The following is a 13,643-nucleotide window of genomic DNA, read 5'->3' on the forward strand; positions in this document are numbered from 1 at the left end:
CGACCCGCCGTGGCGAAAGATCGAACACATGTTCGATCGAGGGCGTACGCTGAGGTCATGTCCGTCCAGTTCCAGGGGTCGCTCTTCGACACCGCCGACGAGCCCACCCTCGGCCCCCTCGCTGACGGCCTCGTGCGCCACGACCTCGCGTACGGGGCATGGATCGACCTGCGGCCCCGCTGGGTGGACGGTGCCGACGACCTGTTCGCCCACCTGCACGACCGGGTGGAGTGGCGTGCCGACGAGCGCGAGATGTACGAGCGTGTGGTCGCCGTTCCTCGGCTGCTCGCCTGGTTCGGCGAGCGCGCGACGTGGCCGCACCCGCTGCTCGACCGTGCGCGCGACGAGCTCGGTGACCACTACGAGGCCGAGCTGGGCGAGCGTTTCGCGACGGCCGGGCTGTGCCTCTACCGAGACGGGCGCGACTCCGTCGCGTGGCACGGAGACCGGATCGGGCGCAGCCGCTCGCAGGACACGATGGTCGCGATCCTGTCGCTGGGCTCGCCGCGGCGTCTCGCGCTGCGCCCTCGCGGTGGGGGCGCCTCGATGTCGTTCACGCTCGGCTCGGGCGACCTGCTCGTGATGGGCGGCACGTGCCAGCGCACCTGGGAGCACGCGATCCCCAAGACCGCGAAGCCTGTGGGGCCGCGCATCAGCGTCCAGCTCCGCCCCCGCGGCGTCCTCTAGCCTCGCGCCCCCGGCCCCGCGCGTCGGTGCCTGAGGAGCACGCGGACCTGGTCCGGCTCGGCTACGACGGGCCCTCGCCGGTGTTCGGACGCGACTCCCGCGCCCTGTTCCGGAAGATCCGCTCCCGCCGTACGTAGCGTCGGTTCGTGAGTGACGTGCAGGGGTTCTCGCCGCGGCGGCACGCCGCGTACCCTCGCGAGCATGAGCCGTATCTTCACCGTCAGCTTCGCCTCGGTTTATCCGCTCTATGTGGAGAAGGTCGAGAAGAAGGGGCGTACGAAGGCCGAGGTGGATCGGGTGATCGAGTGGCTGACCGGCTTCGACGACGCGGAGCTCAAGGGTCACCTCGACGCGGAGACGACCTTCGAGGACTTCTTTGCCGAGGCGCGGCTGAACCCGAACGCGCCCTTGATCACCGGAGTGGTCTGCGGGGTGCGGGTCGAGGACATCGAGGACCCGCTGATGCAGAAGATCCGCTACCTCGACAAGCTCGTCGACGAGCTGGCCAAGGGCAAGGCGATGGAGAAGATTCTCCGGGCCTAGGAATCAGCGTCCCTCGCACACGTCGGTGCCTGAGTGGTCACCCGGGATCGGCGGGTGACCACTCAGCGACCAACGCGGAGGGTGGAGGGTCAGCCCTTGGGGCCGCGGCGCTTCGAACGCGCGCGCTCGCCGGCGTCCAGGATCACCTTGCGGATCCGGACGTTGCTCGGCGTGACCTCGACGCACTCGTCCTCGCGGCAGAACTCCAGGCTCTGCTCGAGCGACAGCTTCTTCGGCGGGATCAGCTTCTCGAAGTTGTCGGAGGTTGCGGAGCGCACGTTGGTCTGCTTCTTCTCCTTGGTGATGTTGACGTCCATGTCGTCTTCGCGGCTGTTCTCGCCGACGATCATGCCCTCGTACACCTCGGTCGTCGGGTCGACGAACATGACGCCGCGCTCCTGCAGGCTCGTCATCGCGTACGCCGATGCGGCGCCCGCACGGTCGGCCACCAGTGAGCCGCTCGGACGCGTCGAGATGTCGCCCAGCCACGGCTCGTACCCCTCGAACACGTGGTGCGCGATGCCGGTGCCTCGGGTGTCGGTGAGGAACTCCGTGCGAAAACCGATCAGGCCGCGCGCCGGGACGAGGAACTCCATCCGGACCCAGCCGGTGCCGTGGTTCGTCATCTGCTCCATGCGGCCCTTACGGACGGCGAGGAGCTGGGTGACGGTGCCGAGGTACTCCTCGGGGCAGTCGATCGTGAGGCGCTCGACGGGCTCCTGCACCTTGCCGTCGACGATGCGCGTCACGACCTCGGGCTTGCCCACGGTCAGCTCGAAGCCTTCGCGGCGCATCTGCTCCACCAGGATCGCCAGGGCGAGCTCACCACGCCCCTGCACCTCCCACGCATCCGGACGCTCGGTCGGCAGGACCTTGATCGAGACGTTGCCGACCAGCTCGCGCTCGAGGCGGTCCTTGACCAGGCGGGCGGTGACCTTCGTGCCCTTCTCGCGCCCCGCCATCGGCGAGGTGTTGGTGCCGATGGTCATCGAGATCGCCGGCTCGTCGACCTGGATGAGCGGCAGGGGCTGCGGGTTGTCGGCGTCGGCGAGCGTCTCGCCGATCATGATCTCGGGGATCCCGGCGACCGCGACGATGTCGCCGGGGCCGGCCTCCTCGGCGGGGACCCGCTCGAGCGCCTCGGTCTTGAGCAGCTCGGTGATCTTGACCCGGTCGACCGAGCCGTCGCGCTTGCACCACGCGACCTGGGCGCCCTTGCGCAGCGTGCCCTCGTGGACGCGGATCAGCGCGAGACGACCGAGGAACGGCGAGGCGTCGAGGTTGGTGACGTGCGCCTGGAGCGGCGCGTCCTCGGTGTAGGTCGGTGCGGGGACGGTGTCGAGGATCGTCTGGAACAGCGGCATGAGGTCCTCGCTGTCGGGCAGACCCCCGTCCGCGGGCTGCGTGAGCGACGCGCGGCCGGCCTTCGCCGAGGCATAGACCACGGGGAAGTTGAGCGCGTCGGCGTCGGTGGAGTCGTCGAGCAGGTCCATGAACAGCTCGTACGCCTCCTCGACGACCTCGCTGATGCGGGCGTCCGGACGGTCGACCTTGTTGACGACGAGGACGACCGGCATCTTGGCGTGCAGCGCCTTGCGGAGCACGAACCGCGTCTGCGGAAGCGGGCCCTCAGACGCGTCGACCAGCAGGACCACGCCGTCGACCATCGAGAGTCCACGCTCGACCTCGCCGCCGAAGTCGGCGTGGCCCGGGGTGTCGATGATGTTGATCGTGACGCCGCCGTCGGGGGCGCCGGGGCCGGAGTACGAGACGGCGGTGTTCTTCGCGAGGATCGTGATGCCCTTCTCGCGCTCGAGGTCACCGGAGTCCATCGCGCGCTCGGCGAGCTGGTGGTGCTCGTCGTACGTGCCCTGCTGCTGAAGCATGGCGTCGACGAGGGTGGTCTTGCCGTGGTCGACGTGCGCGACGATCGCGACGTTGCGGAGATCGGAGCGTGTGGGCATGCGGTGGCGTTCGGTCCTTGCGTGGGAGAAGGCGCCGGACGGTACGCACGGCGCAGAGCATCGTCCATCCTACCGACCGTGGACGAATCGGTGGCCATGAGCCGTGTGTGACTGCCGTCTCTCGTTCGCTCTGGGCAAATTCCGATGACATCTGTCGGTGGCGGGGGTCACTGTGGAAGGACGACACCACGGGGTGCCGGTTCCGTCATGGAAGGCGACGTTGCACATGGCTGACACGCAGAGCTCGACCCAGCAGCCGGAGTACCCAGAGAACATCGACGCCGCGGTCCTCAAGATCGCGGGGGTGGTCATCCTCGGGGTGATCATGTCGATCCTCGACATCACGGTGGTCAACGTCGCGCTGCCGACGTTCCAGGAGGAGTTCGGTTCCGCCGAGGATCCGCTGGCGTACTCCCATGTCGCCTGGACGGTCACCGCGTACACGCTCGCGCTGGCCACGGTCATCCCCGTGACAGGCTGGGCGGCCGACAGGTTCGGCACCAAACGCCTCTTCATCGTCGCGATCGGCCTGTTCACCGCTGGCTCGGTGCTGTGCGCCGCGGCACAGGACATCAACCAGCTCATCGCCTACCGCGTCCTGCAGGGACTCGGTGGCGGCATGATCATGCCGCTGGGCATGACGATCATGACCCGTGCCGCCGGCCCCAACCGGATGGGCCGCCTGATGGCGATCCTCGGCATCCCGATGCTGCTCGGCCCGATCCTGGGCCCGATCATCGGCGGCTGGCTGATCGAGAACGCGAGCTGGCACTGGATCTTCCTGATCAACCTGCCGATCGGGATCGTGACGGTCATCTACGCGTGGAGGGCGCTTCCCGGTGATCGGCCGGAGCCGTCGGAGTCGTTCGACGTCGTGGGGATGCTGCTCCTGTCGCCAGGCCTCGCGCTGTTCCTGTTCGGCGTCTCGTCGATCCCTGAGAAGGGCACGTTCGCCGACCCGCGCGTCTGGGTCTCGATGCTCGTCGGTGCGCTCTTGATGCTCGCGTTCGTGTGGCACTCGTTCCGCCCGGAGCACCCGCTGCTGGACCTGCGGCTCTTCCGCAACCGCGAACTCACGATCTCGGTGATCGTGATGTTCCTGTTCGTCGCCGCGTTCTTCGGCAGCCTGCTGCTGGTCCCGACGTACTTCCAGCAGGTGCGTGGCGAGTCGACGCTCAATGCCGGCCTGCTCGTGGCGTCGCAGGGCATCGGGGCGATGGTGACGATGCCGATCGCGGGTCGCCTCACCGACAGGATCCCGATCGGCCGCATCGTGCCGTTTGGGATCCTCGGGATCCTCGTGGGGATGTTCCCGCTGACCCAGATCACGTCAGAGACCGACTACTGGAAGATCGTGCTCGCGCTGTTCGTGATGGGCCTGGGCATGGGCGGCACGATGATGCCGATGTTCACCGCGGCCCTCAAGACGCTGAGGCACCACGAGGTGGCGCGCGGCACGACGCTCATCAACATCAACCAGCAGATCGGGAGCTCGGTGGGCGTCGCGGTGATGTCGGTGCTGCTCACGAACTGGCTGCCGCCACAGCGGATCTGGTACGCCGTCGTCGGGTCGTGGGACAACCCCGAGCTCGTGCCGCAGCTCGGTGGCCAACGGGTGGTCGACGCGTTCCTCGCCGATGCCGGGGCGGCCTTCGCCAGCACGTTCTGGGTGGCCTGGGTGCTGATGCTGCTCACGTTGATCCCCGTGGCCTTCCTGCCTCGCCGCAGAGAGAAGGTGCTGGTGCTCGACACCGAGGACGCGACCGTGCCGCCCGCGCACTGACCGTACGGGGCGGCAGCCGGCGTCAGCGAGGTGCCATGCGCAGCGCGCCGTCCATCCGGATGACCTCGCCGTTGAGGTAGTCGTGATCGACGATCATCGTGACGAGGTCGGCGAACTCCGACGGCTTCGCGAGGCGCTGCGGGAACGGGATGCCGGCGGCGAGCCCGGCGCGGAACTCCTCCGACACCGTCGCGAGCATCGGGGTGTCGACGATGCCGGGAGCGATGGTGCAGACCCGGATCCCGTACTGCGCGAGGTCGCGCGCTGCCGGCAGGGTGAGGCCGACGATGCCGCCCTTGGAGGCCGCGTACGCCGCCTGGCCGACCTGTCCGTCGTACGCGGCGATCGAGGCGGTGTTGACGATGAGGCCGCGCTGCCCGTCCGCGTCGGGCTCGGTCTGCGCGATCGCCTCGGCGGCGACGGTCATGACGTTGAACGAGCCGACGAGGTTGACCTGGACGACCTTCGCGAACAGGTCGAGGTCGTGCGGGCCGCGCTTGGACAAGATGCGTCCCGACGGGCCGATGCCCGCACAGTTGACCACCGTACGGAGCGGCAGACCGCTCGACACCGCCGCCGCGACCGCGTTGCGTACGGAGGCGCCGTCGGTGACGTCGGTCTCGACGTACGTGACGCCCTCGACGTCGGCGACCTTCTCGATCGCCGGCGCGAGGTCGAGCGCGTACACGTTCGCACCGCGTGCGGCCAGCGCGGCGGCGGTGGCCGCACCGAGGCCGGAGGCCCCTCCGGTGACGATCGCGGCGGTGTTGGCGAGGTCCATGGTGCTCCTATCGGGCGAGGTCGCGGCTGATGACGAGCCGCTGGATCTGGTTGGTCCCCTCGAAGATCTGCATGACCTTCACCTCGCGCATGTAGCGCTCGACGGGGAAGTCTTTGGTGTAGCCGGCGCCGCCGAGCACCTGGACGGCGTCGGTGGTCACCTTCATGGCGTTGTCGGTCGCGACGAGCTTCGCGATCGACGCCTGGCGGCCGAACGGTCGCCCGGCGTCCTTGAGCCTCGCGGCGGCGAGGTAGGTCGCCCGCGCCGACTCGACCGCGGCCGCCATGTCGGCGAGCACGAACCCGAGGCCCTGGTGGTCGATGATCGCCTTGCCGAAGGTCTCGCGCTCCTTGGCGTACTGCACGGCCACGTCGAGCGCGCCCTGCGCGACGCCGGTGGCGACCGCGGCGATGCCGAGGCGGCCGGAGTCGAGGCCGGCGAGCGCGATCGACAGCCCCTGCCCCTCGGCGCCGAGGCGGCGCTCGACCGGCACACGGACGCCGTCGAACAGCATCGTCGCCGTGGTCGAGCCCATCAGGCCCATCTTGTCCTCGGGGTTGTCGGCGACCAGTCCAGGCGTGTCGGCGGGGACGAGGAAGCACGAGATCCCGCGGCCGGCTGCTTGTCCTGAGCTTGTCGAAGGGTCCGCGGTCCGCGCCATCACCTTGTAGAAGTCGGCCTGACCGCCGTGGGTGGTCCACGCCTTCGCGCCGTCGATGACGTACTCGTCGCCCTGCCGGACCGCGCGCGTGCGCATCGCCGCCGGGTCAGAGCCGGCGTGGGCCTCGGAGAGGCAGTAGGCGCCGAGCTGCTCGCCGCCGAGCATGTCGGGCAACCACTCGTGCTTCTGCTCCGCGGTGCCCGCGGTGAACAGGCCGAAGCACGAGAGCGCGTGCACGCTGGTGCCGACGCCGACCGACGCCCATGCGGACGCGATCTCCTCGACGACCTGGAGATAGACCTCGTACGGCTGCCCGCCCCCGCCGTACGACTCGGGGTAGGGGAGCCCGAGCAGACCGGCGCGCCCGAGCGTGCGGAAGACCTCGCGGGGGAAGGTGGCAGTCCGCTCCGCCTCGTCGACGCGGGGCCGCAGCTCGCCCTCGACGAGGTCGCGGGTCAGGGCGATGAGATCGGCCGACTCCTCGGTCGGCATCAGGCGCTCGACGGGCATGGCACCCCTCTCGTAGTCGTGTATCGAGCAGAGTACTGCAGAAGCGATCCTGGTACTGTCGCCGCATGCCAGCCCGCCGCGACGCGCTCATGGACGAGCTGATCTCGCTCTTCCTCGCCGAGGGCTTCTTGTCGTTCGGCATCGGCGACCTCGCCGCGCGGCTGCGCTGCTCCCGTACGACCTTGTACGCGATCGCGCCGAGCAAGGAGCAGATCATCGCGGCCGCGGTCCGCGCCTTCTTCCGCGGTGCGACCGAGCACGTCGAGGCGAGCCTCGCCGAGGAGTCCGACCCCGTCGCACGGCTCCGGACGTACCTGGAGGCGATCTCCTGCGAGCTGGCCCCGGCGTCGCCGGCCTTCTTCGCCGACGTCGACGCCTTCGCGCCGGCGCGCGACGTCTATCGGCGCAACACCGAGTGGGCGGCGCGACGGGTCCGCCAGCTCGTCGCGGACCTCGGGCCGCAGGGCAGCGGAGTGGACCCGGCGTTCGCCGGCGTCGTCGCGGCCCAGGTGATGCTGTCCATCCAGAGCGGCGAGCTCGAGGCGCAGACCGGCGTGGACGACGCCACGGCCTACCACCAGCTCGCCAGCCTCCTCGTCGCCGGCGTCAGCCCCGCGCGACCTTCCACGGCGCGGCCTGGGCGATCGGCTTGATGACCATGAGGTCGATGTTCACGTGCTGCGGGCGCGTGACCATCCAGCCGATCGCATCGGCGACGTCGTCGGCGGTCAACGGCTCCTCGACGCCTGCATAGACGGCGTCCGCCTTCGCCTGGTCGCCGCCGAAACGCACCAGCGCGAACTCCTCGGTCTGCACCATGCCCGGTGCGATCTCGGTGACGCGGACCGGCTCTCCGTTGAGCTCGAGGCGAAGCGTCTCGGTGATCATCGCGACGCCGTGCTTCGCCGCCGTGTAGCCCGCGCCACCCTCGTACGCGAGGTGGCCGGCGATGGAGCCGACGTTGAGGACGGTGCCTGCCCCGCTGGCGCGCAGCGCGGGGAGCAGTGCCTTGGTGACCCGCAGCGTCCCGAGGACGTTCGAGTCGTACATCTGCCGCCACGCCTCGGGGTCGGTCTGCTCGATCGGCTCCTGGCCGACGGCGCCACCGGCGTTGTTGACCAGGACGGCGAGGTCCGGCCCGACGGCGGCGGCGAGCGCGTCGACCGACGCCTGGTCGGTCACGTCGCACACGACCGCGATCCCGCCGATCTCGTCGGCCAGCGCCTCGATGCGATCGGCGCGCCTGGCCGCGCACACGACGCGGAACCCGTCGGCAGCCAGGCGGCGTGCGGTGGCGGCTCCGATCCCGCTGCTGGCACCGGTGACGACGGCGGTACGGCGGGAAGTGTCAGTGGCGTCCGGCATGCTGCAGATGCTGCCACGACCGACGGTCCATGGCGCACCTGGTCCTGCCCGAGTCCCCTGGCGTGCCTGCCTAGGATGGAATCGTGAGGATGTCCCCCGAGGTGCGCCGCGTCGCGATGCTCTCGGCACACACGTCGCCCCTCGCGCAGCCGGGCAACGGTGATGCCGGGGGCATGAACGTGTACGTCCTCGAGCTCGCCCGCCGCCTCGCCGCGCGCTCGGTCGAGGTCGAGATCTTCACCCGAGCCACGTCCTCCGACCAGCCGCCGGTCGTCGAGGCGCTGCCGGGCGTGCGCGTCCGCCACGTCCCTGCCGGCCCCTTCGAGGGCCTGGGCAAAGAGGACCTCCCGGCCCAGATGTGCACGTTCGTCCGCGACGTGCTGCGGGCAGAGGCGACGCATCCCGTCGGTTGGTTCGACGCGATCCACAGCCACTACTGGCTGTCCGGGCAGGTCGGCCTGGTCGCCCGTGACCGCTGGGGCGTGCCTCTGATCCACTCGATGCACACGATGGCGAAGGTCAAGAACGCCAGCCTCGCTGCGGGCGACCACGCGGAGCCTGCTGGTCGGGTCGCGGGGGAGCAGCAGCTCGTCGACGTGGCCGACCGGCTGATCGCCAACACCGCCGACGAGGCGTCCCAGATGGTCGACCTGTACGGAGCCGTCGCGTCGCGCGTCGAGGTCGTCCATCCCGGAGTCGACCTTGAACGCTTCAAGCCCTGCGGCCGTGCCGCCGCCAGGGCCGCGCTCGGGCTGCCGCAGGACGGCGACGTGATCCTCTTCGCCGGACGCATCCAGCCGCTCAAGGCGCCCGACGTGGTGCTCGAGGCGGCGGCGCGTCTGATGTCGTCCGGGCGCCGCGACCGGACGACCGTGGTGGTCGTCGGCGGTCCGTCCGGCAGCGGGCTCGAGCGCCCGACTGCCCTGCTCGACCTCGCCCACGGCCTCGGCATCTCCGATCGGGCCCGGTTCGTCCCGCCGGTCGCGCAGGACGAGCTCGCGCTCTGGTACGCCGCTGCCTCGATCGTCTGCGTGCCCTCCTACAACGAGTCCTTCGGGCTCGTGGCGGTCGAGGCACAGGCCTGCGGCTCGCCGGTCGTCGCGGCGAAGGTCGGCGGCCTCGCGACGGCCGTCCACGACGGTGTCACCGGGATGCTCGTCGACGGGCACGACCCGGCCGACTATGCGGCGGCGTTCGCGCAGATCCTCGACCAGCCTGGCCTGCACGCGTCGATGTCGGGCGCCGCGGTTCGCCACGCGTCGCGGTTCGGTTGGGACGCGACGGCCGAGCGTACGCTCGCCGTGTACGCCGACGCGGTCGCCGAGATGCAGGCGCTGCCGACGGCCGTCGGACAGTAGAGCGCCGCGCGCCGGCGCCCACGGAGGGGATGCAGTGGACGACACGAAGGACGCGCCCTGGGCGGCTGCGGCGACGATCCGGAGCGCGCTGGCCACAGCCGAGCTCGAGCACACCGAGTTCCGACCGGGCGTCTTCGAGATCACGCTTCCAGGGGTGCGCAAGCTCCAGACGACCTGCCGGCTTGAGGTCGGTGACCACGCCCTCGGCGTACACGCCTTCGTGGCACGTCGGCCCGACGAGAACCACGAAGCCGTCTATCGCTGGCTGCTCGAGCGCAACCTGCGGATGTACGGGGTGGCCTTCGCGGTCGACAGTGCGGGGGACATCTACCTCGACGGCCGCCTGCCGCTGCACGCGATCACCGAGGACGAGGTCGACCGCATCCTCGGGTCGGTGCTCACGTATGCCGACGAGTCGTTCAACACGATCCTCGAGCTCGGTTTCGCGACGTCGATCCGCAAGGAGTGGGAGTGGCGGGTCTCGCGAGGCGAGTCGACCCGCAACCTCGAGGCGTTCCGGCACCTGCTCGAAAATGAGTCAACTCAGGGTTGACGCCCAGGCATTCGTCAACCTAAGGTTGACGAATGCCTGAAGAATCCCGCACGCAGCTCCCTGTCCGCCTCGACGACCTCATCGACGCCGTCAAACGCGGCTACGACAACCCGCTCGACCAGCTCTCCAGCGCAGTGGTCGCCGCCGAGAGCCTCGGAGATATCTCCGACCACCTCATCGGTCACTTCGTCGATCAGGCCCGTCGCACCGGAGCATCGTGGTCCCAGATCGGTCAAAGCATGGGGGTCAGCAAGCAGGCCGCGCAGAAGCGGTTCGTCGCGCGACCGGCCACCGACGCAGCACCTACGCTCAACCCGGCCGCCGGCTTCAGCCAGTACTCCGCGCACGCGCGGCAGGTGGTCGTGGGTGCGCAGGAGCTGGCTCGTACGGCGGGCCACGACCAGATCCGCCCCGCGCATCTCGTGATCGGGCTCCTCGATCGATCCGACGCGACGGCGTCGCAGGCGCTCGCGGCGCAGGTCGATCTCGAGGCGCTCCGGAGCGCCCTCGTCGTGACCCTGCCTGATCCGGTCGCCGTCGTTCCCGCGCTGATCCCGTTCGACGACGACGCGCGCCGGGCTCTCGAGGCAACCTTCGCGCATGCCCAGGGGCTCGGCGCCACCCAGATCGGGACCGAGCATGTGCTCCTGGCACTCCTCGACAACGCCGCCGTCGCGGACGCCCTCGCGGCTGCCGGGGCTGATCCGGCCGCGGTCGACGAGCAGCTCCGCGCGAGCGCGGCCGGCTGAGCTCAGCCGACTGATCCTCGCACGCGTGCGAGGATCAGTCGCTCGGTCTCGGCGTCGATCCCGGACGGCTGGCGCTCGGGGTGCGCCGACGTCGGCCGACCCTCGGCCTGCAGCCAGGCCCAGGTGTCCGCGACCGTCTCCTCGATCGGCCGACAGCGCAGACCTGCCTCGTACGCGGCGCGGGTGTCGCTCTCGTGCAGGCCGGCCAGGTCTCCGGTCGGCGGCACCCAGATCGGGAGGTCACTCCAGCCGGTGATCCCTTCGGCGGCGAGCACCTCGGGCGGCGCCCACACCAGCGATGCGTCCGCTCTGGTCGCCGCGACGCATGCGTGGAGCAGGGCCTGCGTCGTCGTGTGTCCGGGCGGGCTGACTGCGTCGACGACACCGCCCGTCTTTGCCTCGGCGCAGTCGAGCATCCACGCGGCGAGGTCGCGACCGTCGACGTACTGCAGCGGCCGGTCGGCCGGCCCGGGCGCGAGCACCTCTCCGCCGCGTGCGACCCGCTCGAGCCACCACGGCAGCCGTCCGACCTGCTCGTACGGGCCGATCACGAGCCCGGCGCGAGCGACGAGCGCCCGCTCGCCGAAGGCGTCGAGCACCGCCAGCTCGGCGCCACGCTTGGCGGCGCCGTAGTCGCTCGCGTCGTCGATGTCCGGATCACCGTCGACGACCGGCGCGGACTCGTCGGCCCCCGGGGCCGGTGGCCAGGCGTACACCGACCGGCTCGACACGTAGCCGTAGTGCGCGACGCGGTCGGCGAGCAGACGCGCTCCCGTCCGTACGGTGCTCGGCTCCTGCGACCACGTGTCGAATACCGCGTCCCAAGAGTCGTCGCCCAGTGCAGCCGCGACGGCCGCCGGGTCGCGCCGGTCGGCGTACCGGGCGTCGACACCGTCGGCAGGCGGGCCGCTGGTCCCGCGGGTCAGCGTGGTGACCTCGTGCCCACGGGCGAGCGCCTCCTCCACCGCGGCCCGTCCGACGTGGTGGGTTCCTCCGAGCACGAGCAGTCTCATCCGCCCACCCTCGTCGGCCGCCTTCTCGCGGGCAAGGTGTTCTGCCGTGGGCAGACGAGCCGTCGCTAGGCTGAGACGCATGAGCCCGTACACCTTGATCCTGCTGCGCCACGGCGAGAGCGAGTGGAACCAGAAGAACCTCTTCACCGGCTGGGTCGACGTTGACCTCACTGAGAAGGGCGAGGCCGAGGCGCGGGCCGCCGCGCCCCTGCTCGCCGAAGCAGGGCTCTTCCCCGACGTCGTGCACACGTCGCTGCTGCGCCGCGCGATCCGCACCGCGCAGATCACGCTCGACGGCATCGACCGCCATTGGATCCCTGTGCGCCGCTCGTGGCGACTCAACGAGCGCCACTACGGAGCGCTCCAGGGCAAGGACAAGAAGGCCACCCTTGAGGAGTACGGCGAGGAGCAGTTCATGCAGTGGCGTCGCTCGTACGACGTCCCGCCGCCGCCACTGCCCGAGGACGCCGAGTACAGCCAGTTCCACGACATCCGGTACGCCGACCTGCCGCCGGAGGTGCGTCCTCGTACGGAGGCGCTCGCGAACGTGCTCCACCGGGCCCTGCCGTACTGGTACGACGCGATCGTCCCCGACCTGCGTGTCGGCCGTACGGTGCTGGTGGCCGCGCACGGCAACTCCCTCCGCGCGCTCGTCAAGCACCTCGACGGGCTGTCAGAGGAGGCCGTCGTCGGTCTCAACATCCCCACCGGAATGCCGCTGCTGTACGAGCTCGACGAGGACATGCGTCCGCTCACGTCCGGCGGCCGCTACCTCGATCCCGAGGCTGCTCGGGCCGCTGCGGAGGCCGTCGCCAACCAGGGGCGCTGACCTCTGTCCGTCCTCGAGATGGCGCTGGTCCTCCTCGCGGGGGTCGGTGCCGGAGTCATCAACACCGTCGTCGGGTCCGGCACGCTCATCACGTTCCCGACGCTGGTCGCGTTCGGCGTGCCGCCGGTGACGGCGACGATGAGCAACGCCGTCGGACTCGTGCCTGGCAACGTGACGGGCTCGTTCGGCTACCGCCGGGAGCTGGCCGGCCAGGCGTTCCTGGTCAAGCGCCTGCTCCCGGCGTCGCTGCTCGGTTCGGTCGTCGGCGCCTACCTGCTCCTGCACCTGCCGGAGGACGCGTTCATCGCCGTCGTGCCGGTGCTGCTCGTGCTCGCGCTGGTGCTCGTCGTCGTGCAGCCGCCGCTGCAGCGCTGGTTGAAGGCGAGGCGTGAAGCCTCCGGGGCCGCTGCCGTCACGCTCGACACGATGAGCGTGCCGCGGAAGGCCGCCGTGGCCGTGACGGTGTTCCTGTCCGGCATCTACGGCGGCTACTTCGCGGCGGCGCAGGGGATCCTCCTCATGGGCGCCCTCGGCCTGCTGGTACCCCTGGCGCTGCAGCGGATGAACGCCCTCAAGAACGTGCTCGTGCTCGGGGTCAACGTCGTGTCAGCGACCACGTACATCGTCGTCGCGACCTGGGGAGGTGGCACGCACGAGCTCGACTGGACGGCGGTCGGCCTCGTCGCCGCCGGCTCGCTGGTCGGCGGTGTGATCGGGGCAGGGGTCGGGCGCCGCCTTCCACCTGCGCTGCTGCGGGCCTGCATCATCGTGCTCGGCCTCGTCGCGCTGTACAACATCCTCGGCATGCGCTGACCGCCCCGCCGCCTCCTCCACGATTTGACGCCCT

14 protein-coding genes are annotated in these 13,643 nt (G+C 70.4%); 9 read left to right on the top strand and 5 right to left on the bottom strand.

Features of this window, described 5'->3' with window-relative positions:
* Positions 1-57 precede the first annotated feature (57 nt).
* On the top strand, positions 58-687 hold the full coding sequence (locus H4N58_RS02765) for an alpha-ketoglutarate-dependent dioxygenase AlkB (RefSeq protein WP_167001433.1): 630 nt from the start codon (positions 58-60) through the stop codon (positions 685-687).
* Positions 688-888: 201 nt separating this feature from the next.
* Positions 889-1,230 (top strand): DUF2200 domain-containing protein, encoded by a 342-nt coding sequence (locus tag H4N58_RS02770; protein ID WP_167001434.1) that lies wholly within the window; start codon positions 889-891, stop codon positions 1,228-1,230.
* A gap of 89 nt (positions 1,231-1,319) precedes the next feature.
* Here H4N58_RS02770 and typA read toward each other — a convergent pair whose 3' ends face one another.
* Positions 1,320-3,194, bottom strand: coding sequence for a translational GTPase TypA (typA, locus tag H4N58_RS02775; RefSeq protein ID WP_167001435.1), 1,875 nt, complete (start codon positions 3,192-3,194; stop codon positions 1,320-1,322).
* A gap of 226 nt (positions 3,195-3,420) precedes the next feature.
* On the opposite strand from typA, the gene H4N58_RS02780 reads away from it, so the two are divergent.
* The gene (locus H4N58_RS02780; protein ID WP_167249100.1) at positions 3,421-4,977 is read left to right on the top strand and encodes a DHA2 family efflux MFS transporter permease subunit; all 1,557 of its coding nucleotides are present in this window, start codon (positions 3,421-3,423) and stop codon (positions 4,975-4,977) included.
* 22 nt (positions 4,978-4,999) lie between these two features.
* Here the strand turns inward: H4N58_RS02780 and H4N58_RS02785 are convergent, their stop codons facing one another.
* Positions 5,000-5,758, bottom strand: a complete 759-nt coding sequence (locus H4N58_RS02785) for an SDR family NAD(P)-dependent oxidoreductase (RefSeq protein WP_167249098.1) — start codon at positions 5,756-5,758, stop codon at positions 5,000-5,002.
* 7 nt (positions 5,759-5,765) lie between these two features.
* Complete coding sequence (locus tag H4N58_RS02790) at positions 5,766-6,929, bottom strand: acyl-CoA dehydrogenase family protein (protein WP_167001438.1); 1,164 nt, start codon at positions 6,927-6,929, stop codon at positions 5,766-5,768.
* Positions 6,930-6,994: 65 nt separating this feature from the next.
* On the opposite strand from H4N58_RS02790, the gene H4N58_RS02795 reads away from it, so the two are divergent.
* Positions 6,995-7,582 carry a TetR/AcrR family transcriptional regulator gene (locus H4N58_RS02795; protein ID WP_167249096.1) on the top strand — a complete coding sequence of 196 codons (588 nt, stop codon included), beginning with the start codon at positions 6,995-6,997 and terminating at the stop codon, positions 7,580-7,582.
* On the opposite strand, the gene H4N58_RS02800 is transcribed toward H4N58_RS02795, so the two are convergent.
* Positions 7,536-8,294, bottom strand: coding sequence for an SDR family oxidoreductase (locus H4N58_RS02800; protein WP_167001440.1), 759 nt, complete (start codon positions 8,292-8,294; stop codon positions 7,536-7,538). The genes H4N58_RS02795 and H4N58_RS02800 overlap by 47 nt on opposite strands.
* A gap of 89 nt (positions 8,295-8,383) precedes the next feature.
* On the opposite strand from H4N58_RS02800, the gene mshA reads away from it, so the two are divergent.
* The 3 genes from mshA to H4N58_RS02815 are packed head-to-tail and all read left to right on the top strand — an operon-like array spanning position 8,384 to position 10,954.
* Positions 8,384-9,652 carry a D-inositol-3-phosphate glycosyltransferase gene (gene mshA / locus H4N58_RS02805; protein ID WP_167002315.1) on the top strand — a complete coding sequence of 423 codons (1,269 nt, stop codon included), beginning with the start codon at positions 8,384-8,386 and terminating at the stop codon, positions 9,650-9,652.
* Between the two features lie 34 nt (positions 9,653-9,686).
* Complete coding sequence (locus tag H4N58_RS02810) at positions 9,687-10,205, top strand: YbjN domain-containing protein (RefSeq protein ID WP_370465456.1); 519 nt, start codon at positions 9,687-9,689, stop codon at positions 10,203-10,205.
* Positions 10,206-10,237: 32 nt separating this feature from the next.
* Complete coding sequence (locus H4N58_RS02815) at positions 10,238-10,954, top strand: Clp protease N-terminal domain-containing protein (protein WP_167001441.1); 717 nt, start codon at positions 10,238-10,240, stop codon at positions 10,952-10,954.
* Between the two features lie 2 nt (positions 10,955-10,956).
* Here H4N58_RS02815 and H4N58_RS02820 read toward each other — a convergent pair whose 3' ends face one another.
* Positions 10,957-11,967 (bottom strand): NAD-dependent epimerase/dehydratase family protein, encoded by a 1,011-nt coding sequence (locus tag H4N58_RS02820; RefSeq protein WP_167001442.1) that lies wholly within the window; start codon positions 11,965-11,967, stop codon positions 10,957-10,959.
* A gap of 79 nt (positions 11,968-12,046) precedes the next feature.
* Here H4N58_RS02820 and H4N58_RS02825 point away from each other — a divergent pair, with 79 nt between their 5' ends.
* Together H4N58_RS02825 and H4N58_RS02830 are read left to right on the top strand one after the other, a co-directional pair.
* The gene (locus H4N58_RS02825) at positions 12,047-12,796 is read left to right on the top strand and encodes a phosphoglyceromutase (protein WP_167001443.1); all 750 of its coding nucleotides are present in this window, start codon (positions 12,047-12,049) and stop codon (positions 12,794-12,796) included.
* Positions 12,797-12,799: 3 nt separating this feature from the next.
* On the top strand, positions 12,800-13,609 hold the full coding sequence (locus H4N58_RS02830) for a sulfite exporter TauE/SafE family protein (RefSeq protein ID WP_167249835.1): 810 nt from the start codon (positions 12,800-12,802) through the stop codon (positions 13,607-13,609).
* Positions 13,610-13,643 lie beyond the last annotated feature (34 nt).

The sequence above is a fragment of the Mumia sp. ZJ1417 genome, assembly GCF_014127285.1.
Taxonomy (GTDB): Bacteria; Actinomycetota; Actinomycetes; order Propionibacteriales; family Nocardioidaceae; genus Mumia.